The sequence below is a fragment of the Arthrobacter sp. LjRoot14 genome, from assembly GCF_964253905.1.
In the GTDB taxonomy this organism is placed as follows: Bacteria; Actinomycetota; Actinomycetes; order Actinomycetales; family Micrococcaceae; genus Arthrobacter.
In genome coordinates this window covers 1,941,608-1,963,109 of the sequence record NZ_CAXURL020000001.1, presented here as the reverse complement: position 1 = coordinate 1,963,109, position 21,502 = coordinate 1,941,608, and the positions used below count along the sequence as shown (strand labels likewise).

16 protein-coding genes are annotated in these 21,502 nt (G+C 62.7%); 6 read left to right on the top strand and 10 right to left on the bottom strand.

The window, feature by feature from the left end; all coding sequences use genetic code 11:
• Positions 1-38: 38 nt before the first annotated feature.
• The 5 genes from ACSQ12_RS08850 (at position 39) to ACSQ12_RS08830 (ending at position 6,026) form a co-directional block, all read left to right on the top strand.
• Entirely contained in the window at positions 39-2,234 is a 2,196-nt protein-coding gene (locus ACSQ12_RS08850; RefSeq protein ID WP_436065074.1) for a MarR family transcriptional regulator, read from the top strand.
• Positions 2,235-2,403: 169 nt separating this feature from the next.
• A complete protein-coding gene (locus tag ACSQ12_RS08845; RefSeq protein ID WP_436066963.1) occupies positions 2,404-3,201 on the top strand; it encodes a transglutaminase domain-containing protein in 798 nt (265 codons plus the stop codon).
• Positions 3,194-3,451 carry a hypothetical protein gene (locus ACSQ12_RS08840; protein ID WP_436065073.1) on the top strand — a complete coding sequence of 86 codons (258 nt, stop codon included), beginning with the start codon at positions 3,194-3,196 and terminating at the stop codon, positions 3,449-3,451. Before ACSQ12_RS08845 ends, ACSQ12_RS08840 begins: the two co-directional genes overlap by 8 nt.
• Before the next feature lie 1,637 nt (positions 3,452-5,088).
• The gene (locus ACSQ12_RS08835) at positions 5,089-5,364 is read left to right on the top strand and encodes a hypothetical protein (RefSeq protein ID WP_436065072.1); all 276 of its coding nucleotides are present in this window, start codon (positions 5,089-5,091) and stop codon (positions 5,362-5,364) included.
• 107 nt (positions 5,365-5,471) lie between these two features.
• The gene (locus ACSQ12_RS08830) at positions 5,472-6,026 is read left to right on the top strand and encodes a hypothetical protein (RefSeq protein ID WP_436065071.1); all 555 of its coding nucleotides are present in this window, start codon (positions 5,472-5,474) and stop codon (positions 6,024-6,026) included.
• A 213-nt stretch (positions 6,027-6,239) separates the two neighbouring features.
• Here ACSQ12_RS08830 and ACSQ12_RS08825 read toward each other — a convergent pair whose 3' ends face one another.
• The 6 genes from ACSQ12_RS08825 to ACSQ12_RS08800 all read right to left on the bottom strand — a co-directional run bounded on the left by ACSQ12_RS08825 (position 6,240) and on the right by ACSQ12_RS08800 (position 13,638).
• Positions 6,240-6,455, bottom strand: coding sequence for a hypothetical protein (locus ACSQ12_RS08825; RefSeq protein WP_436065070.1), 216 nt, complete (start codon positions 6,453-6,455; stop codon positions 6,240-6,242).
• A complete protein-coding gene (locus ACSQ12_RS08820; RefSeq protein ID WP_436065069.1) occupies positions 6,452-7,339 on the bottom strand; it encodes a hypothetical protein in 888 nt (295 codons plus the stop codon). Before ACSQ12_RS08820 ends, ACSQ12_RS08825 begins: the two co-directional genes overlap by 4 nt.
• Positions 7,336-10,437: an FtsK/SpoIIIE domain-containing protein gene (locus ACSQ12_RS08815; protein WP_436065068.1), complete on the bottom strand. Its 3,102-nt coding sequence runs from the start codon at positions 10,435-10,437 to the stop codon at positions 7,336-7,338. The genes ACSQ12_RS08820 and ACSQ12_RS08815 overlap by 4 nt, the downstream gene beginning before the upstream one ends.
• Positions 10,438-10,443: 6 nt before the next feature.
• Complete coding sequence (locus ACSQ12_RS08810) at positions 10,444-11,463, bottom strand: hypothetical protein (RefSeq protein ID WP_436065067.1); 1,020 nt, start codon at positions 11,461-11,463, stop codon at positions 10,444-10,446.
• Complete coding sequence (locus tag ACSQ12_RS08805) at positions 11,460-12,383, bottom strand: protein phosphatase 2C domain-containing protein (RefSeq protein ID WP_436065066.1); 924 nt, start codon at positions 12,381-12,383, stop codon at positions 11,460-11,462. The genes ACSQ12_RS08810 and ACSQ12_RS08805 overlap by 4 nt, the downstream gene beginning before the upstream one ends.
• A gap of 523 nt (positions 12,384-12,906) precedes the next feature.
• A complete protein-coding gene (locus ACSQ12_RS08800) occupies positions 12,907-13,638 on the bottom strand; it encodes a vWA domain-containing protein (RefSeq protein ID WP_436065065.1) in 732 nt (243 codons plus the stop codon).
• Positions 13,639-14,681: 1,043 nt separating this feature from the next.
• Here ACSQ12_RS08800 and ACSQ12_RS08795 point away from each other — a divergent pair.
• On the top strand, positions 14,682-15,632 hold the full coding sequence (locus ACSQ12_RS08795) for a hypothetical protein (RefSeq protein WP_436065064.1): 951 nt from the start codon (positions 14,682-14,684) through the stop codon (positions 15,630-15,632).
• Between the two features lie 1,736 nt (positions 15,633-17,368).
• Here the strand turns inward: ACSQ12_RS08795 and ACSQ12_RS08790 are convergent.
• The 4 genes from ACSQ12_RS08790 to ACSQ12_RS08775 form a co-directional block, all read right to left on the bottom strand.
• On the bottom strand, positions 17,369-17,881 hold the full coding sequence (locus ACSQ12_RS08790; protein WP_436065063.1) for a single-stranded DNA-binding protein: 513 nt from the start codon (positions 17,879-17,881) through the stop codon (positions 17,369-17,371).
• Positions 17,882-17,942: 61 nt separating this feature from the next.
• On the bottom strand, positions 17,943-18,998 hold the full coding sequence (locus tag ACSQ12_RS08785; protein WP_436065062.1) for an ImmA/IrrE family metallo-endopeptidase: 1,056 nt from the start codon (positions 18,996-18,998) through the stop codon (positions 17,943-17,945).
• Between the two features lie 196 nt (positions 18,999-19,194).
• Entirely contained in the window at positions 19,195-19,704 is a 510-nt protein-coding gene (locus ACSQ12_RS08780) for a hypothetical protein (RefSeq protein WP_436065061.1), read from the bottom strand.
• Positions 19,691-21,502, bottom strand: a complete 1,812-nt coding sequence (locus ACSQ12_RS08775; RefSeq protein ID WP_436065060.1) for a type IV secretory system conjugative DNA transfer family protein — start codon at positions 21,500-21,502, stop codon at positions 19,691-19,693. The genes ACSQ12_RS08780 and ACSQ12_RS08775 overlap by 14 nt, the downstream gene beginning before the upstream one ends.

Sequence of the window (21,502 nt, the reverse complement as noted above, 5' to 3'; positions counted from 1 at the left end):
GCCGGTCCTCGGTCGAAGCGCTTCTGGACGACCGCCTCGTGGGAACCGTCACCGGCTTCATCGAGGGGCGCTTCAAGAACCACACCTTCGTCACCGGTGGCTTCGGTACCGGAAAGTCGAGAGCAGTGGGCACCGCGGCCCTCGCAGCTGCCGCCAGCGGGAGCCGGGTTGCCCGGCTGGAGCAGGGTCCTCTGGGGATTTCCTCGTTCGACGACTTCCTCGCCGCAGTCGACGTTGCCGTGTCGGTTTCGGACGGTCAGCCGGCGGTGGATGGCAACGTCCAGCCACCTGGGGACGCGAACGAGCGCTCCCCCCTTGTGATCGTCGTGGAGGGCTTGGATCAGCTCGTTCGCCAGATCCGCGCTGCTGACCGCCCTGCCTTCTCTGAACTTCTGGTCGCCCCGGATGGGCCTCTTGTTGTTGGCACCGCTATCCTTGGCGTGCTTCCCGACGAGTTTGCTCCCTCGTTCGAGGTCCTCCAAACCTCACCAGTCGGCACCGTGGGCGAGGGTGTGCAGATAGCCGTTGAACGTGCTCTCCAGCATCGGGTTCTCGCGCCCTCCATTGGCCCTGAGCTCTTGCGCATGTCGAGGCAGGTTGAACTCGCTTTTCTCGGGAACCAATTATTTTGGGCGCTCACAGGGCCGCACTTGGCTGCAGGGGATCAGAACCCGCTAGTCCGGGCAGAGGGCGATCTCCGTGCTCTGATGAAGGCGCACTACAGCGCGCTCCTGCTGCGGGTCGCACCGAGCGAGCAACGCGTCCTGCTGGAGATCGCCCGGGGCGGCGCGCCGCGAACCGTTCAGGAGATCGCTGAAGCCGTCGAGGTGCGGAATCAGGCGGCTGCCAGTGCGATCGCAAGGCTGCACGCTGATGGTTGGGTCATGAATATCACGGCTCCGGCCGGCGCAGATCGAAGACGAAGCTGGTACGACATCGCCGACCCCTTATTGCGCGTCCACCTTCGACCACAGGGCTGGGGTTCAGTAAGCGATCTCATTCGTTCGGTTGTCGACTCCTGGGAGACTCCCGTAACTGTGGAAGTCGCGTCGCCTGGTGTCGAGGACCTGGCCCCGGGCGACGCTGAGGCAGTCCGCCGCGGCGAATCCGGAGAACCGGAGGTTGCCCGTGCATGGTTTCACGAGGCATTGCTGCGACGTGCGGAGGCCGAAGGACTCCGGGGTAGATCGACACTCGAGACCTACCGGGCCCTGGCTGTCTGGATGGGTAACACCGGGGAGCGCCAACGGGCACAGCGCATGATGACGGCAGCCATACGTGACCTGGACGATCTGATCGGGGCCACCTCTCGAGAGGCGATCGAGTCACGAATGCATGCGGCGTTGAACCTGGTCGAGCAGGGCGAGTTCCCAGAAGCCCGGCAGCACTATGCGAAAGCGCTGGAGCTGGCGATCCGCTCAAATGAGACCGACTTGACCGTCCAGGCACGGCTTGAACTCGCCCGAGCGCTCGGCGAGGAGGGCTACATTCAACAGGCCGTTCAACACATTGCCGCTGCGGTGGAGGACTTGCAGCGAGCGGAAGCCAATCGTGCAGCGCAGAAGGAGCTGTGGGCGCAGTTGTGCCGTGCGCGCCGTGTTCAGGCGTATTGGTTGGCACGCGGGGGCGACGCGTCCCAGGGAGCGGCGATCCTTGAGGAGCTCCTCGATGACCCGAGGATGGGCGAAGGTGAGCGCTGCCGCACCGAACTCGACCGCATCGGCCTCGTGGCGCTCGTGGACCGGCCCCGGGCCGTATCCGAGTATCAGCGGGTGGCCCTCGAGATCGAAGCATCCGGGGTTGACACCAAGCTTTCTGCTGCAGCACGGTCTGCTGCTTTCGATATTGCAGTCGAAGAATGGCCGGGCGAGCCGGAGATGTGGCCCGTGCATGCTATGGACAGGCAAAACCTCGAAGCAGCTGTCGTGCGATTGGTCGAAGCTGAACAACTGGACCTTCAGGGGCTCGCCAAGGTGCTGGCGCAGGTTAGCGGAGTGCAGGCCCAGGTGCTCGCTACAAAGCTCGTGGCGGTTCCGAGACAACTCCCCCGGGGTCAACGTGCGGCACTCGCGCGGACGTTCGTTCCGTTCCTCCAGCGCACAAGCGAGCAGCGACTTCTTTCAGACCTCGCCTCCGCGCTGGAGAACGAACCCGTGGCCGTAGCGAATTTGCCTGAAGAGTGGCGTCACGTCGTGGCCGGGATGCGGGATCTTGATGTCGATTCGGTAACGTAGCGACGTAAACACCGGATCCGCTGTACGCTTTCTGGACGAGGCGGTCCCCTAGCTATGAGCGTGGGCTTGAGCGGAGGTAGTACGGTTGCAGACGACTCGCACCGAAGCGCTTTCTCGGGGCGACTCAAGGCCGAGGACCAAGACGCTGCGTCTCGACCGCGTCCGTGTCGTGCAAGTCCCGCTCGCCACGCGGCCGGAAGGGGTGGGCCAGGCGGAATGGACCGCTGTCTGCCGGATCAACGATGCCATCTTGAAAAGGGTCCGCTACGACCACGATCGAGCTCGTTTTGTGTCTTCGCTCGCCCTTCAGTCTCCACAGGAAACGCTGCGGCGCGGGCTTGGAGTCTGCATGGACTACGCGGCGCTCTTCGAGGCCTCCGCGAGGCGAGTGAATCTTAAAGCGAAATCAGTGGTGAGCGATTCACTGAATCACGCCTGGAATGCAGTTCAGCTCGGCGGCGTGTGGTGGAACGTCGACGTAACGTGGAACGCGGGCGGCATCTTCACTAGTGGTGGTGCAGTTCCGGACTGCGTTCGACACGATGTCGACTTTCGGCGGCGTTACCTACTCACAACCCCTGCATTCGAGGCGGCCATGCTCAGGTCCGGCCTAATGCGGCAGACTCACCTGGTGGACGACGTTCGGGATGTCAACTACACGAGAACGCTCCAAGCGATCGCGCTGATCGCTCAAATTGAAAGGCTCATCGATGACACGGGGGCGTACGGTCAGAGTCCTGCGGTGCCCCGCGGGCCCAATGGCACCACGGTACGGGCGAAGCGGGTGACTTCTGCCTTCATCGACAACAGACAGAAGATCTCCCGGCTCTACGAGGACTACCTACGTCTCGAAGGAAGCTATCCGCTGGCGGTCACATTCCGTCTTGAAAGCCAGCCCGGTGGGGGGCCTGCTCGGACGAGGTACGACGGACGGTGGAGACTGAACGAGGGAGAACCTGATGGTTAGTGGGAAACCGGCCGAGCTTCGGAGCGCAGCCGCCAAGGCTAAAAGCGCGCAGCAGTCGCTTGAGTCCGACCTGCGGGCGGTGGAGAGCGTTTACAATTCAATGCGCTTCGACGTACCCAACAAGAGCAAGATCGATGACCTGCTGCGGGACGCCAGGCAGAAGTTGAATGCTGCCAAGGATGGACTCGGCGAATTCGAGAAGCGCCTCATCTCAGTGGCTCAACAGCTTGAAAGTATTAACCGCGGCTAGGGGTGGAACCAGCTGAATGAAAGGGAACCGAACATGCGGCACGACGCGCTTGTGGTGGTTGCAAACCAGCCCGGCGTGCCCGACTGGGAGGAGTTCAGGGAGACTGCGATTCGGGAGGATTCCTACGTCTCGGTGACGATTCTCGCGGGTGCGAGAGCGGTCCGAGTCTTGCCGCCGATGGCGGCCAAGCTTTCGCCCTCATCGCTACTGATCCCCGGGTATTCGGATGCGCCTGAGTCTGACGCATACGTTGGTCTTGTCGACTTGCTCCTCGAAGCTGAAGCTCTACTTCCGGGTCTTAGCGGGTCACGCCTTCACCTCGTCGGGCCTGCGCATGTGAAGAATGCGATGGAACGATTGCTGGACGGACGCTCATTTGCCGGGATTACGTCAGACGGGCGCAGTAATCCGCCTTCGAGCAGTTCGGCAGCCGCCAAAGGGAGCCCGGAGAACTATGTTCCAGGTCCGGTGCTTTCGACCGCCTGGACATGGCCCGTGTCGCACGGCGCTCGCCCGGCCCCCGTTCGCCTTGAGTACGCGGCGGACGACGTAAGGGCTGCGCGTGCTCTGGCCTCGAAGGCGTTAGGGCGAGAATTGCAGGCAGCAGAGTTCGATGTCACACGATCACCGATTAGACGAGGACTCTTCAAGAGGGAGACAGTAGGGCCTGCTGTCCTCGAAGTCACTCGGAGGCTAACGACGCATGATTTCCAGCAAGGGCAACTCAATTCGGACGTGAAGACCCTGTTGACGGTTCGTCCGATCGAGCGGGTGAATCGGAGTAGAAGATATCAAGGCTTCCGGCTCCAGGGCCAGGAGGGCGATCTAACAGATGGAGCTTTTTTGGTTCCAGGCATGCCGGGGGAACTATCCACTGTCTATCTTGAGCCAATGGAAGTTAGGCGCAAGTACCAGAGTGAGTCCCTATCGAAGAGCCTTCGGCATGTGTGGGCCCCGGACCTCGGCGACATCCCAGACGTTAGGTGGGAAGGGTTCGGGCCGAAGATAGCGTCGGAGGTCAATCCGGGCGATGCGGTACAGCTGGACCGTGCTCGAGGAAATCTTGCATGGGTCGCGACACTCGCATCCGGCACGCGTTTCGCTGTGGCTAACGGTCCGTTGAACGCGCACGGTTGGCGTCTGGATCGGCATGCCCACTGCCAGATACCTGTCGCCGGGGTTGTGACCGGCATCTTACGCGACGCGGAATCCGAGGCGGTGATCGAGATTCGCATCCTCTGCGGGTCGATCCCTGCCCTTTCGCACCTCGCCGCGCGGTGAGTGGAGCTGAGAACCGGCCTTGTTCTCACCCGCGATATTGAGTCTCAAGTGGTCAGCCCAGTGTCTGATGCGGCTCTTAACCGATCGACCTGCCGGCGCTTTCGAACTGGTGAACGCCACCGCTCGGCATGCTCGGCAAATGGCGGATGCAGGACTTCACATCATGGTGGTGGCCGTGCCGTGTCATGCCTCTGGACTGGACTGGCCACGAATGCGCCGCGAAGCTGGCGAGCGCGGCACGATCGTTCCACTCCTCGAGGCATCAGAGTCAGGGGTGAAGTGGCTCGTGCCGGCCGGTCCGGCGGGCTCTGCGGCCCCCATCAGCCTCTATCCGCTCTGAGGGTGGGACCGCGACGGTGGGCTCCGGCGCGGCAGTAATCGACAAGCTGTTCGAGGCGCAGGCGCTGGTACCCGCGATCGAGGAAACCGAGATCCGACTCTACGGTGGCGAGTTTCTCGAGGCCGAACTCGCAAAAGCAGTGAAGGCCGAAGCGACGATTCGCCTGATGGTGTCCGAGAGGGGCGTGTTCCGCGCCGGGCTATCTTTCGATGCTGGCGGGGGCTCAGTTCGTGGTCAACACGCACAGGCCGTCACCTCGGGCCGACTGGACGGCGGACTCCTGGGAGAGTGAACTCCGCGAGAGTCATCTCCAACCCCGTAGCGGTTCCGACCGCAACAGCTGGGCGGACGAAGCGTCTGCGGTTTCGAGGGTGGGCGGCGTTTGCCATCGGTATCGCGGTGATCCTTGTCATCGGCGTCACGGTCTATCTCTCGTCCCAGTCGCGATACCCTGACGCCTCGCCGCTCGCGCGCAGCGACCTTGACTCGTTGGTTACTTCGCTAGCTGGCCACTCTTTAGAGGCGAGGTCGCCCGACTCAGCGATCGTGCAGCGCACCACGCCGTCGATGTGCGGTGTGGTTGCACAGATCGAAACCGGACTGACTTCCTCGTCCGACATTGTGGCTGGTGGTCGAGTTCAATATCAAGTGTGGGGTTCCTCGGACCGTGCCGATGGCCCTTGGGTCAACGCTCGGTTGTTCACATCCCCGGAGCAAGCCCTCGCCTTCATTCATGAGTTGGCTGCCGCAGTGCCATCGTGCAGCACTTATTCTCGACCCAACGACAGTACTCAATGGGGCGCAACCTCGCTGACACGCGACGGCGACACCGTTCGCTTCGTTCTCACTCCTTACCCGAGTATCGCCGTGTTCAAGCGGTACGAGAATGCGGTCGTTCTACTGCTGTTCAAAAGCACCACCGAAGATCGGTCCTTCACAGACAAGATTCCGTAGTCGGGATACAGTTAGACACCGAAGATCCGCCGATAGTCGCCCCAGGTCGCTTCCACCAGTGCGTAGTCGGTGTTGGCGAATGGCCATAAGCCGCTCGGCCTGCTGAAATCGTTGGCTCCAACGACGAAGGGATATGGATACTTCAGTGGAAGAACACCTAGGGCTTTGAAGACTTGTTTCGCATTCGGCTTGGAGCTGCGAAGGTGGAGGCCCTTACTCCAAGAGGCGGAGCGCATTCTCGAGAGCCACGTCCAGCTCGGACACCCGGAAAGAGAGATTCCGGATCTCATTGCGCATCGCGTCAATCACGCGGTGGTCGAACTGAGGACGGGACTCGTCGGTGAACGTAGGGCGGGTCTGTTCTGCGGTCGATTTGAGATGCTCCGCAATGGCACGGAGGTCGTTGGATTGCTGGGCAACAACGGTCAAGGGCGGCCTCCGACTATTCGAGCAGGGACATGCTGCCGTCCGAAACGGCTTGCGACGAAAATCCTATGCCGACCGTTGGTGATGGAGTAGGTGCCGTCCGGGCGAAGCTCAAGCCTGATTGCGTCGCCGCCGAAGAACCCGCTGTAGGTGTCCGATAGCGACCGTGTCCCATAGCTGCCGTTGGCATTGTCGGTCGCGGCGAAGGAGGAGGGGCTGGACCCGTTCGCGAGGCCCGGCAGCACCTCGCTCGAGAGGAGGTCGAAGGCGTAGTCGAGATCTTCGATGGAGTAGCCCTTGCCGAAGTCCTGGGGACCGCCAATCGGGTTTTCGGACTGATCGATCAGCTCGACGGGAACCATCATGAAGCCGGCCGGGAGTCCCGGAAGGGAGTGGACTCGGAGTCCTGAGAAAGGTGCGGAGTTAACGGGCGCATTACCTGGACCGGAGACAGGACTCATCCCGCCGGGTCCTCCGGCGTTGACCGCGGCCACCTTGTTCAGCTTGAAGGCAAGGTAGCGGTGTCCCTTTGCCTGGAGCACCTCCAATCGCTTGAGTGATGCGCGAGCCTGGGACTCGTAGTCAGCTGTGGCTTGAGTAGCGAGCGTCCGGGCGCTCAGTGCGGCGGCGAGACGGCGTTGCGCTTCAACGAGGGCTGCGGCTTCGATGGAACAATCCTCGCGCTCGGAATTCCGACACGCGTCGAGGGCCGCTTGGCACTGCTGCACTTTGGTTTGACGGAGTCTCACTGCGGCATCGACTGTCGCCAATGTCCGCCTCGCGGCGCTCAGGGAGGCGTTGTGCTCAGTCTGCACCCCGTCGGTAGTCGACTTGAGCGCCAGCTGCAGGGCTAGGAGGGTTTGCGGATCGACGATGAGCCTACTCATTGGGCGATCCGCGCCCAGGTCTTCGTGTCGAACTGCGCGAATGGGACTGCTTTGGTCTTCTCCCCCGTCTGGTCCCAGAGCAGGAGTTGGTCACCGACGAGCTGCTCGGCTTCGTTCGAGCCGAGCAGTTGGTAGCTGCTGTCGGAATCCATTTTTGCGAACAGGCGAGAACCGAACTGCCGCAAGATGTCGGCATCCGAAAGGATGCGCGAAGCTGCTGTCCCGGTGTCGCTGTGAAGCACCACGTGGACCCTTGCGGGGGCGGCTACTGAAAGCAACTCGCTGAGTTTGTAGGCGATGTCTCCTCCATCGACAAGCTCGCGGTTCCTATGGGCGTTCATAAGGAAGAGAACCTTTCGGGTCGACGCCTTCGGACCTCCTTGCCGGGCCAGGGCAAGGGTCTCATCGAGGTAAAGCTCGAACAGGTTCCTTCTCGCAAACCTTCGCTGGGGACTGGCGACCGTTCGCTGGATTTTACCGAGCTCAATGTCGAATGCGGACTGCAGGTCCCCGAAGTCGACGACATCGAAAGGAACCTTCGATACTACGCACGTAGCCAGCATCGCGGAAAGAATACCGAGGTTGGGACCAGACCCAGCCCCTCGGCCGGGACCAGCCACCACGAGGAGGTGTCCATCATCTTTGACGGGCAAGCGCGCGTTCACCGACTCTGTGACACCCATGCCGCGGGCGACGAGAAGCTGAAGGCCCGCTCTGCTGTCCGCCTTCGAGCTCAGCTTGCTCGGGGGCCGGGTGCGCGAGAAGTCCAGCACCGTCGGCCTTCGAGAATTGAGTGCCTTGGCCGCCAGTGACTTCGCCGTAGTATGTGCCGAATCCTTGGTCTCGTTGGTGACTTGTATTTCTCGTTTATCGATACCCGGTCGTTTGAGGATTGCCTTCCCGCTGCCTTTCCCGAGTTTTGCTGCATCGAGATCGTGCGGACCAAGGAAGGTTCGCGAGTCGTCCTCGCTGACGCGAAGCACTACCTTGGATTCAATCATGTTCATGACGGCTGCCGGCAGGTGGGGTATGCCTTGAAGGCTCTGTGTCGCCAGGACAAGGTGGATGCCGAATGCGCGTCCCTCGCGGATCGTGCGGTCCAGGAGCCTGGACGCGCGCATCGACGTGTCGTCGTCCCCGGTATTCAGGAGCGCTTGGAACTCGTCGACCACGGCTACGATTCGTGGTATTACACGGGCTCCGGGAGCAGCGAGGTAGTCATCGAGCTTGTCGGGGATGGCTCCGCTCGCTGTGGGAGTGTTGCGGAAAAGTCCACCCCGGTCCTCAATCTGGTCGATCAGGTCTTCGAGAACGAGGATGGTCGACTCTGGTGGTGCCTTGACGGTGATGACCTTGGCGTGAGGCAGCTTGCCGGTTGCGTATACCGTGAACTCCACTCCCTGCTTGGGATCCAGCAGATACAGTTCGAGATCCTGTGGTGAATAGTTCCGAGCCAGGTCGCAGATGAGTGCGTGGAGCAGGACAGACTTTCCGGTGCCGGGCTGACCGCCGATGATGAGACCTGGCTCGCTCCCGGCTGACTCGAAGACCACGGTGGCGACATCACGATCACCTGTCACGCCGATGTTGGCTTCGACCCCGTGCATGGCCCTCTTGCGCCACCAAGTCGACGGGTCGTCCGGGCTGGCGTCCCGGCCGCGGCCCGGCATCGACTGTAGACGCTTTGCTGTGGCGGCAGGGGTGATGCTCCGGGGCTTCGCTCCACTGACGTCACGGTCCAGCCGGATGACCAGGCGCTGCACTTCCGGCGCTGCCGAGGGGGACCAGCTTGACCCAGACCAGAGGATCTTGGGCCTAAGGGAGAGGTAGCGACGCCAGTCCTTGGATCGGATTCCGTCGATCGTGGCTGCGGCTAATTGGCTACCCAGTGCAGGGAGAGCTCCGCGCATCCCTCCCAGCATTTCGTCTGGGGATACCCAGACCCCGTTCTGCAGCACAGGGAGCCCGAACGAGTAGCGGCTTGGCTCGGCCGAGAGGATAAGCGTGAACACCCCGCAGGTGGGCCCCGCCTTGACAAGGGTGTCGAGCTTGCGCATCACTTCGTCATCGACGCGGCCAGCTGGAAAGTCCATCAGAACGAGGAGGTGATAGGCCTCGGCGACTTCGCCCGCCGCCCGGTTGTACTCGGCCAGGGAGCCATGCCGGGAACCCAGGTACTGCTGCGTGACCCGCGCTACATGGCGTGTCAGATCATCCAGCAGGGATTCCAGATCAGCGGCCACTACACGCACATCAGCCACCGCGGCTCGGGTGAGATCACTCAGATCGCTGAGGAACTTGAGCGAAGCGCCCACCCTCACCGGGTCGAACAGGTGGACCTTCAATTGGGCCGCTGGCAACAGCGCCAGAAGGCGCACAACCGCAGATTCGACGGTGGTTCGGTGATCGGTCGCAAATCCGCCGTCGCGGACGAAGTCGACCAACGCCGGGAAAGATTTGGCTGACGGAAGCGCAGCGACGGTCTGACTTGTCAATGCCGACGACGCCATGCTCCCGAGATGTGGTACCGCCAGGTCCAGGGACCAGACCGCTTCACCGATTTGGAGGACGAGCGGCCCTTCACCGGGGTTCACCCGATCGAGACCATTCTGGCGGTCCGCAATGCCCGGGAGGAGGGCGGGGGGCTGGGTCGCAGGGCTCTTGACTTGAGCCGGACCACTTCGGCTCCAGGCATTCGCGACGGCCTGGAGTTCTGTGACGAGCGATTTCTCCAACTCGAACAACCGTTGGCTGACCCACAGGCTTTCCCTGTGGCGCTGGGCGTCCTTACCTGACTGGAACCAGGGCTTCCGTCCCGTCCTGAGCCGCTCGACGAGATCTGTCGGAGGATACGCCAATGCAACCTGCTGCATGTACGGCACCGCCACGTTCCACCGGGAGGCGAACGCCTCCGCAATCGCTTCGCGCTCGGCGACAATCGAGTTGATCGCAAGCGTACGGGCGTCCAGTGACCGCGCCACCTTCGTCAGGTGGGCTTCGACACCACTGACTGTGCCGGCCAGGCCTCGACGAACAGCGGCCGCGTAGCCCTCCGGCTTCAGTCTTTTGATCCAGTAAGCCAGGGTCGGAAGCGCCACTGCAGCCTACTTCCGGCCGAAAGCGGTAAGGACGTCATGTGCGGTTGGGCGGCTTGCAGGATCGGTGTCGAGCATGCTCCGGAGAAGGCTTGCGCGTTTCACACCGACCAGACGTTCGATGTTCGAGGTCGCAGTTGCAGAGACATAGACACTCTGCGTGTCGTCCTCATTAGGGTCATGGGGAATATGGAGCAGGCGAAGTGCGAGAAGCCCCATCTTAAAGATGTCGGACTTGGTCGTTTGTATGTTCCCAGCTGCACGAGCTCTGCTGATCTCAATCTGCGAGGCCCCTGCCGCAATCAGCTCATCCCGGAGGATAGCTGCGGCTCGGACCTCTGGCGGGAACCAGTTCGGCGTATGCATCTGCTGGATCGGCGGCACGCCACCCGCGAATCGGAATGCGTCGACGTCGAGGAACTTCGGCGTGAACTTCTTTCCGCTGGACGCGACACCCTTGCCGGGGTTGCTGACGACGAGGTTCTTCGGGCTGAAGTCGCCGATCACCAGCCCCTTGTGATGGAGGAAGTTGACGATTTTCAAGACGTCCAAGATGAGATAGAGACGGTCCTTGGCCGTGGCCGAAGGGATGCCGCGCTCCCGCTTCTTCGATTCCGGCACCATGAGATACTGCACCTCGAGCAGCGTCCTTTCACTCGGACCGATCCCATTGAACTCGAGATCGAAGAAGAACGGGTCCGGAATCAGCTTCATGAGGATGCCTTGGGCGGTTCCGTTCTCGACGACTAATCCTTGCGGCCAGACGGTATGGCGACGGACGAACTTCTGGTCGTCCTCGCTCATGGTGTCCGGATGGAGGACCAACTGCGGCATCGTCGCGGCCAGGGAATGCCCCGACTCTTCAAGGATCGCCGAGTTGTAGCGTTTGAAGACGTACTGGCCTTCGGCACCGGGAATCGGCGGCGGAGAGGACAGTTTGAAGACTGTGGCCTGACCGCCCCTGCCGAGCTTAGCCATCGGCCCGAGCGCAGACTTCTGGATAGTAACGTCGGCTGGCGCGCGGTTCATGCAGTTGCCCAAACGATCGCTGCGGTCCTGTCATCGTCCGCGTTCGTGTTGACGAAAGAGGATGTGAAGAGGAGCTGGGTGGTATCCAGCGGATTTTTCCAGGCATCGAAGAGATACCGTCCCACAGGACGTGCGCCCTCCTCAATTACATCGCCGAAGCCATCCGTGCACAGGACGATCGCTTGGCCTGGGCTCAGCTCCCAGCTGTCGACGTCCGGGCTATCACCGCCCAGCGGCAACGCGTCGGACACCGAGTTGTCGACGGTGCCCGAGGCGGGATTCTTCCCGGCGGCCAGAACGCCCCAGCCCCGGACCGGGTCGAGGACGTAGAAGCTTCCATCACCAGAGATCCGGATGCGCCAGACCCGGAGCGAACCGTCCTTCCGTGCAGTTGGAACAACGAGCAAGTCGCAGGTAGTCGACATAATCTGCGCGATCGTCCGATCGGAAATCTCGGGCGCGGAATCAGCCGGACCGAATTGCTGCTGGGCGCGTCGCTGCCCGAGCGCACGGACCGCTTCCTTTGCTTTCCTGCCGACCTCCGGCCACTGAATGAGGTCGGGAGGCATGGCGGCGAGAGCTCGAAGGGACTCTGTGACAGTGACTCTTGCCGCCTCAATCGCAGCCACGTGGGACAGCTTGCCCTCTGAGACCCCGTCGGCGACCGCGATCACCACCCAGGAATCATCAGAACCGATAGCATAGGCATCCTGACGGGGCGTTCCTGACAAGTGGTGGCTTGCTCCCTTGATGCTCACCGCCCCGACGCTCACCGAGTCACTCACGATTCCCGAGTCAACCGTGGAATCGGGTACGTGGGCCCCCGAAAGCCTGCTCCTCACTGACGGAGCGATCCGAAGCATCGCGCCGGCGTCCCCGACCTGCGATCGGCCCCGGTAGATGCCTTCGAGCACGCTCACGTCGTCTGGGGCGGCCGGGAGTGTCCAGCGTGGTTCTCCCACCCCAGTCGACAACGATGGCGGCGGCACATCGGGCAAGAGCCGACTGACAGCACCTGCGGCCAGTGGGAGGGCGTCATCTGCAGGAGACCTCTCTCCTATGTCGTCATCCTGTTCGTAGAGTGGTACCGTGCCGCCGACTCCGGTGCCAGGCGCAGCCTGAAGCGGAGGACCTGGCGGGTAGGGCGGGAGCTCACTTTCCGGTGAGTAGGCGGAACTTGCTGCTGGCCCGCGAACGGGTGGGGGCTGCCGGACCGGTGCAGGGAACTCGAGATCGCCGGGCGGTACTTCAGCTGTCACCGGCGGTGGGTAGTCGGAACTAGCTGTGGTCCGACGAACGGGTTGGGGCTGCCCTACCCCTATCCCTATCGGGAACTCGGGATCGCCGGGCGGTTCTTCATCTGTCTGGGGATTCTGCATGTTCTGGATTCGCTTCTTCCATGATGGGCATCGCACCCAGCCCCTCGCCGGGAACCAGCGCAATTTACGACTCGATTTCGAGAAGGAAATCCTCGTCTGCGATCGCGTCATCATCCCATTTGAAGCCGTCATCGGCCTCGGAGGCGTCAGCGCCGCTCACCTTGGCCGTGCTGCTGACGATGCTCTGCATGAGGATCTCGATGAAGCCGGCGAGAGCTTCAGAAGCATCGGATCCATCAGCAGTAAGGAACGCCCGGCCTTGGCCTGCTGTGTAGGTCTCGACAACCTCGCGGGGGACTTTGTGACCGAGGCCGAAGACCGACAGGTTGGGACGACGGCTGAAGCTTGAATCGGTCAGCTCGGCGAATGCAGCCGTCGGATCGTCGTTGGGCTCCCCGTCCGTAATGAAGAACACCGCGGGACGGTAAACCTTGTATCCGTCGGCCTTGAGCGATGAATAATCATCTTCCAGCTGCGCCCTAAGGAGCTTAAATACCTCGGAGAAGCTCGTTCCGTTGGAAGCTTCGAATGTGTGCTGAGCCAGATTTGCACCCCGTGCGAGCGGTGATACCACTTGAGCCCGGTCGTTAAACCCGATGACGCAGAAGCGAGCGCGCTCGTCCGCAAGAGGGTTCTTGATGCAAGTGCGGATGATCGTCGGGATCAGCGAGTTGGCCGCATCGATCGCGTTATTCTCCCGAGGGGACATCGACCACGAGTGATCCACGGCTATGTAAAGGGGGAGGATGTACTTCGCGTCTTCCTCGAGCGCCTCGAGCTGGGTATCAGTGGACACGTGCCTGCCTCCCATTGTGTGACGCCTGACGGCGAGTTGTACGGCAATATTGCTGTGTTCGCTTGACGGATGTCAACAGTTACGGTCAGCATGTTGCACGAGAGCAAAGAGGGGGCGCTGTGAATGGGCACCACGTATATATTGCGGTAGAAGCGGGACACGCGTCGAGTGTGCTCGATTGGGCAGCAGTCCGAAAGGAAGTTTCCGCAGGTGGGGGCTACCTGTCGCTGGCGCTTCTCGATGGAACGAAATCGAACTGGGTGGTCCGGCCTACACCCTCGTCCGACCACATTCCATTGCAAGTCTCGACGTCCGCAGCGGGGACCGCTGCGCCAGGAATCGCAACCGCGGTGGTCGACCAGATCATGGATGCGCAGGGCCTCGTACCGGGGATCAAGGCGACGGAAGTGCGCCTCTACGGTGGACCGCTTGCTGAGTCAGAGCTCAATGACGCTCTCAAAGGCGACGGCACTATCCGCCTGCGGGTCTTCGATAAGGGCAGTCTGAGAAGGGCCCGATCAGGCGGGACTTCGGCTCGTTCGACGGTGGCGACCTCGCGGCCACCTGCATCGAAACCCAGTACGGCAGGCACAGGGGCAGGATCTCCACGGCCAGCACGGCCGCCTGTATCGAAACCCAGTACGGTAGGCACAGGGGCAGGATCTCCACGGCCAGCACGGCCGCCTGTATCGAAACCCAGTACGGCGGGCAAGGGGGCAGGATCTCCACGGCCTCAACCACGGACCTCTACGGTCGGCGCGAAGACATCGACTGCTCCCGCGGCCCCTTCGCCGGCGACTCCTCGGGCGCTCCGCGGCTCTTTCGGTTCCCGCTATCAGCCAGGGCGGCGGGTCATTGCTGCAGTCCTAACGGCTGCTGCGGTACTCCTTGGGGTGTTCCCGGGATGGGTCTGGGCCCATATCTGGAGCTACTCCTATCCCAGCGACGCTGGGGTGATAGCCGATGTGATCTCTTGGGCACAGGCCCGTGCGTTCGGGCCGTCCCTGCTGCTCGGTGCACTTGTGGCACTCGTCGGAACTCGAGTGCGCTGGCTCGCACTGCTCGGGTTCGGGTATGGCGCGTTGGTTGGGCTTTTCCCAACGATCATTCCCGAATTCCTCGTCTGGACGCCCCCCGGGCCGCTCTACAGCTTCTTCGTCAACACAAATGGTTTTTGGCGTGAATGGACCGCTTGGGCTCCCCTCATCTACATCGGGATCGGACTCTGGCTCTGCAACGCGGCCTCCAAAGCACTTCCGAAGACGCCGCAGCACGTGATCGACGCCCGGAAGCGCCTGCGCCAGTCGTCCAGGGATTTCTTGGGACGTCGGTCGCCAATCGACAAAGCGGTGCTCGCTTGGCTGGTCGGGCTCGCATTGACCGGCGTTGGGCCGTGGCTGATCGGGCGATTCGTCCTGCAGGACAACATCATGTACACCACCACTTCGGGTGTCTTCAACAGAAGCGCACGGGAGTTCTGGCCCTACGTGCCAACGCTGTACGTTGGAGGCGTCGCGGCGTTGCTGTTGCTCGGCGGTATCGCAATGGTGCTCCAGCCTTGGGTCGGGCGCATCGGACCCGGGATCGTGGGGCTGGCGCTGGTCGGTGCATCGTTCGCGGTGGGCTCCTTCGGCACTTCACTCTGGCAGGCTCAGGAGGACGCGACGGCGCAGCGACTCATGGGAACACCGTTTCCCTTCGGAGACTCCTATTACACATGCGGCCACGCCGAAGCGAGTTTGATGGACGCCTCGGGTAAGTCCTGGCTGTATCAGGTGTGGAGCGCGCGCATCGCAGGGTCTCAAGTAGCGGCGGACGCGTGCAACAGAGTGGTCCTATATCAGGGTTGGCAGCAACTGAAAGCCTACGACTTGCCGAGCGGGCAGACGATAACGGCGGCCCCAGAGTTCGTCAGCGGCGATACATCCGCGAACGCCATGTTCCAGTACGGAACGAGCGACGGCAGCAAGGTGCAGGTCAAAGTGGGCCAGTGATCCCGGAGTGGCAGGCGACTCGCGCCGGTGCCCGCATCCGACAGCATCGACGCTTCCTCCCATCACTGTTATCGAGGAGAACCCGATCTGTCGCTATGCGTGCAGCTCCCCGGTTTTCGGTAGTCCGGCAATGTCGGCCGCACAGGACGCGCCATGTGTGCAGGAAAAAGAACGTCCCCCGCCGTCGCCGCTGGAGGTGCGCCGATTACGGGGCCTTCTCTGCGTGACCGTAGCCTATTCAGTTGTCGGAGTTCAGTTGTGGTGTGCGTGCCTCTGCTCGGGGCTGGGGCCCCAGTCGCCGAGGGTACGTCTTTCCATACGGTGACAAGAGCAGTTATCAGGGAGCCGACGGCACATGGCACTCCACCGTCTTGCTCCGAGCCAGCTAGGGGGAAGGGCAGTCCCCGCGCGCGGCCCGAGGGCCCACCCAGCAGTCCGCTGGTGTGAGCAGATCAGGCCACTAGCACCCGAGAGGGGACGGGCGCGGATGATCAGAAACGTGAACGCGTCAGCGCGTGGCAGTGACCACACTTAGAATTGATCCCATGGAGCGCAAAGGTCAAGAGGCTCAGGCTGCTTCCGAGGCCGCTGCCAAAGCTATCGCGTTGCGGCCGATCCCGCCGGAGGCGATTCGCTCAGGGGCCACTGTCGCGGCCGCCATCGCGATCCGTCGAGACCAGGAGCGTAGAACAGCACTCGATGGTGACAAAGCCCGGCATTGATGCGGTCCGAGCCGAAAAGGCCGCCGGAGAAGGCCCTAGCCTTGGACGTCCGAACCGTCGGGCTCGAATGGTCACCCGGGGGTTCACACCGACGATGCTAGGTCGTTCGAATTGTCCGATCAAGGTCGAGGTGCTTGTTGTCAGAGGCCCTAGGCGAATGACTCAGGGACGTTCGTTTGCCGGAGACGCTCCCGCGCGGCCGGCTGCACCGGCTATGCTGAGACGCATCATGATCAGCCCGTTGCCGTCAGGCGCGGGCTGATTTTCTCTTGGCCGGACATCGGCTGGCACGGTCGTTCAGTCGAACTGCCCGGTCGCGGGCGGGCGGTAGATGGATGCTGGCCACCAATGTCAGCCCGCTAGGGATTCTGGGCTGATGAGCAACAGTTGCGCCTGGTTGTACTGCCGGCTCTACAAGTTGCCGCTCGCGGCCCTATCTAAGGCTGCGACCGATAGCGCACGGTTTGGGCGCTCCTTCGGTGATCCAAACGCAGTCTTCAACAACTGAGACTCCACTGATTACCCACCTCCTAAATTGTCTTTCACTCCGCTGACGGCGGTGGGGTGGGTCGTTTTCCTGGCCCTCTATGGCCGCGGTCAGTCCCTCGTCCAATGCGCTCGTGTTCGGGGATCGTGCAGGGAAGAGGGCCGGCAGCAGCGGGCGCCAGGAACTCTACAACCCAATCGCGTCGTTCGCGAGCATTTCAGAACGACGGAGCCTCAGGCAAAATCCTCCTTTACACCTACCTCTTTGATCGCCACCGCGATCGCCCGTGAACCCGCGGGTCGCTGCTGGTCCTTCCGCCGCACTCCAGCAAGGAGAACTCAGATACCGTGTCAGCAGCCAAGAAGCCGCGCCTTGCTGACGAGCGCAGGAGGGGTCCGAGAGATCGCCGACTAAGCCCTCAGCAAGAACAAAGCAAATCTGGGGGGTCGTGGGGGGACAAGCGGGCTGGCACACTACCAGCCCGCCCAGGCAACGCCTCACGCCGCCGCGCGGACGGCCCCTCTGCTTCAGAAACTCATCTCACTCCCCGCCGCTGCCGCGAAAGGGGGCACCACCACCGGGCTCTTCGAACTGACGTTGTACGCCGGACTAGCCGCCTCTGCCGCGACGGGCGCCTCGACACCTGCACGCACTTCAGCATCCGGCGCTGCCACTGTCCCATGCGACATGCGCTGGTACACCGCGGTCCCGAAACGGAGATCCGGTCCAATGGTGTCGGCGACGATGCGTCGGGCTTCACGGCGTTCGCCGTCCTTCTCGTACGAGCGGAATTCCAGCTCGCCCGCCACGGTGACCGGGTCGCCCTTTCGCAGTGAACTCGCCGAGTTCTCGGCCAGCGCGCGGAATGCAGAGACATTGTGGAAGACGGGTTCTCCGTCCTGCCAAGTGCCGTCCGCGCCCTGGATTCGCTGGTTGACGGCGACACGAAGCTTAGCGTGAGCCACTCCGCTTTCGCCGACGCTTAGTTCGGGATCGGCAACCAGGTTGCCGGCGATGCTGATCGGGATTTTAGTGCCCATGATTCTTGTCCTTTCCAAAGCCGGCGGGACTCTCCCGCCGGACAACTTGTTGCCAGTCGGCTCACGGCCCGGCTAATACCGGTCCGTCCGCTGGCCGCAAAGGCGCATCCAGTACCGCATAGGACGCGGCCGGACTCAACCGTGGGTCCGCGTCGGCGCTGGTGATCTTGCCGCCAAATCCCGGTGGGTGTGTGATTTCGAGAATTCCCTTGCTGGCAGCAGTGACCCGCCCTAGTACTGACTTCGCAATATCCGCACGGGACGCTGGGAGCCGACTGCCGGCGTCGTGAGTCATCGCGTCTTTCTCCGCGTCAATGACGGCGTCGGCCCATCCGGCGAGATAGGTCGCGGATTGAGGTCCGCGGTCGATACCGTGGGCCTTCAGCACCGTGTAGGCCACGGATTCGGCCTCTACCTCGGCCAGTCCCCGATGATCTGCGCTGCTCCCATACAGCCGGCCAACCGCATCGTCGGGACCATGAAGCAGCACATGTCCGAGCTCGTGTGCAAGGACAGCTGCACGCTCTTCTGGGCTGAGCCAGGCGCCGACCTGTACCCGACGGTGGGTGAAGTCCGTAAAGCCGCTCGTCAGCCCGTACTGGGCGCCTGTCACGTCGACGTCGAAGCCATGGCTGCCCGCCACCGTTGCAAGAGATTCGCACAGCTCAGCTACATCCACCACGGACTCAGCGCCGCCGCGGGGCACGAGTAGCGGTGTTCCCTGCGTTTGTGAGACGTCGAAGACCGCCTGGCCGCGCCAGCCTGTAATGACAGTCTTCTTTCCGTCGTCGACGGCACCTTGGGGCACATGCTCACCCGCTGGGACTCGTTGCCGGGTACCGTCAGGAAGCGTGACCTGCTGTAGTCGAGCTGTGCGAGGAGCTATCACCCAGAGTGCATGCTCGCCTCGCAGCACGGTACGGCCATGGCGGGCCCATTCCTTGTACCCGGCCACCAGGGTGGGTTCGTCGGTACCGCGCTGGGCCATCTGCATCATGAGTAGGGCAACGTTGCCGCCCGAGTAACGCCACAACGTTGCCGAGGCATCCAACAGCACCTGCCACTGCGACGGAGATTCAACTGCCCTTTCCAGGATCCGGTGGAGGCCATCTGTCAAGCCAGCGATACGCTCCTCGGGCGTCATGCGGGACTTGCCCGATTCATTCCGTCCAAGCGCAGCATCTGCCGCCACAGCACTCGATACGTCTTCAGGTTCAGGGGCCACGACAGCCGCCCTTCATGCCTCTTGGAATCCGGCCGGGACCACCCCGCGGATACTTGTTCATGTCCTGAGGCGGGACAACAGCATGACTTCAGAATTCGTTTCCGATCTGGTGGGAAGCCGCCTGCCACTCAACGAAGCCCGGCGCGTCGAGCCGGAGGGTTCTCACTACGGACTCCTTGTGCGCCTGCAGGCCGACACATCCGGCCGTCCGGGTATGGATCCGCAGACGCTCGACGGCGTGCGGTAACCGTTCGTGAAAAGCCAGGGGCCCGAACCCGGGATCGTCGCTGGCGTAAGAGGCCAGTTCCGCCCGCTGCAGGGCATAGAGCTCGGCCACGATCTCGGAGTGGCGCCACCAGCAATCCGGAACCACCGACGTCGTCAGCTGGTACGTGGCAACAAGCCAGCGGACCCACACCGCCAAAGAACGCCACACGCCTCCGGCCTGCTCAGCTGTCAGTTCCCGCCAACGGTATGTCACGCCGGATGCCCGCCCCGGTGGCCGGAAGGCAGAGCGGAAGAGCTCCGCCGTCAGCTCGTCGTCGTCTGCTCCGGCTGACGGGATCTCAAAGCGTTCGACGTCGTCATGGCTGGCCATCGGTCGGCTCCTCAATTACCGCTTGTCGCAGACGATGGCCATCTGCCAAGGCCCGTTCAAGCTCCAGCTTTGACCGACTGAGCTCGGCCGCGTCTTTGCGTTTGTGCCATTCGCGCAGGTCCAACAGGATGGGCCGGGTTCGACGTCCCAGCATGAGGGCTGTGCCTGCGGGCAAGCGCCTGATCTCATGAAGCGGCAAGACCGGGCTCTCCCTGATCTGTTCGCCGTCCTGTCGGCCCTGCGCAGACCAGGAACGTGTATTCAGGGTCAGGCTCCGCTCCCCCAACAGCCCGGCGAGTGACCGCAGGTCACGTTCGTCGGAGCCGCCGCCGAAAATCACTTTGATGATGGCCGAGTCCCAAATAGTGGCTGCCTCATCGATCGACCAGCCGGTACGGGCCTGGGACAGGGATTGGAGAACTACCAGCGTTGAGATGCCGATGCCCCCGCCGTCAGAGAGGGCGATGGGCAGGCCCGGCCATGGTGCCAGATTGGCAATCTCGTCCAGAACCAGGGACAGCGGCGGATCCAGCCTTCCTCCCGGGGCGACAAAAGCCATCTCACGCGCTGCGTTGTCGATGTCGTCGATCAGAGCCGAAAGATACGGCCCTGCCGCAGCAGCTCCCGCACGGGTACCGATCAGATACAGGGTCCCGCACTCCCGAATAAACGTTTTTGGGTCAAATTCCTCAGTCTCGTCCCGGGGATCCAAGGCGGCGAGCACTTTCGGTGACGACAGCGGTGCGACAGCAGCCGACACACCAATCCAGGAGTTGGACGTGTTCCGCGGGTCATCCTCGAGGATGCCCATCAGATCGGCCTGCCATCCAAGCGCCGCCGCCGGTTGGCTCAGGACCTCCAACGCCTCACGTGCCAAGACCGGGCTCGAGGACCAGCGCCGAAACGCGCGGACGCCCTCGCCGGACAGGGCCGCAGCGTGAAGGAGGCATTGCAGGATGATCAGCGAGCGCTTTTGCCATGCAGCGTTCTCTCCCTTCATCTCCGTGTCCGCAGTGATAACGAGAGCACGGCGCGTAGCGATATCCGGGTCCTCGCAGCCGCGGACGGGAGACCAGCGAAGCGTTGAGGGAAGTCCGGACATGCCTTGCGGATCGAACACCGTGACCGGCCTTCCGCGCGTAGCGCGGGCCTTCATAGTGACCACCAGGTTGTCGGCGCGGGTGGACGTCGTGACCACAGCGCCCGGCGCATCGAGGATGGCATTGATGACCACGTAGAGGCCCTTACCGGATCGCGGAGCACCCTGGATGACCATCGATTCCTCCGTGGAGACATGGATCGTGACGCCTCGAGAACGGCCCAATGTCCAGGCCACGTCCTGGATCCGCGGCTTGGCGAGACCCGGACGCGTGAACTTGCCGCGCTTCAGGACGGCCCTGGCACCGAAATCCTGGAGGATCTCGGAACGGCGCGCGATGCCCTCGCGGTTCAGGATGTCCTGGCGCAGCCATGGGCCCGATTGCTTCCACGTCCGCCAGGCCAAGACAGAGCCCACAGCGAGCGCAGCCGCCAGAAGGATGACCGGGCCAACGATCCACCAGATACTGCCGGTCCCGACGTCGCATCCCTGCGGTGTACGGACGATCCAATCCATCCGGCCGATGAAAAGTCCGAAGGCGGCGGCCGGGCTGAACGGCGACGGCAGACCGCCGCCGCAGCGCCAGACCATCACGACGTTAGCTGCCCCCTGGACCAGGAAACACAGACAGACATAACCGGCCACGGCGATAAGCCCGGCCGTTACCAACGGGCTGTCGGTGCCTCGCCGCGAACTCAT

What these genes read in the sequence shown, in the direction of transcription:
- ACSQ12_RS08840 (WP_436065073.1), top strand. Translation starts at nt 3,194, where the DNA reads ATGGTTAGTGGGAAACCGGCCGAGCTTCGGAGCGCAGCCGCCAAGGCT.
- ACSQ12_RS08820 (WP_436065069.1), bottom strand. Translation starts at nt 7,339, where the DNA reads ATGAGTAGGCTCATCGTCGATCCGCAAACCCTCCTAGCCCTGCAGCTG.
- ACSQ12_RS08810 (WP_436065067.1), bottom strand. Translation starts at nt 11,463, where the DNA reads ATGAACCGCGCGCCAGCCGACGTTACTATCCAGAAGTCTGCGCTCGGG.
- ACSQ12_RS08790 (WP_436065063.1), bottom strand. Translation starts at nt 17,881, where the DNA reads ATGGGCACTAAAATCCCGATCAGCATCGCCGGCAACCTGGTTGCCGAT.
- ACSQ12_RS08780 (WP_436065061.1), bottom strand. Translation starts at nt 19,704, where the DNA reads ATGGCCAGCCATGACGACGTCGAACGCTTTGAGATCCCGTCAGCCGGA.
- ACSQ12_RS08775 (WP_436065060.1), bottom strand. Translation starts at nt 21,502, where the DNA reads ATGAGTTCGCGGCGAGGCACCGACAGCCCGTTGGTAACGGCCGGGCTT.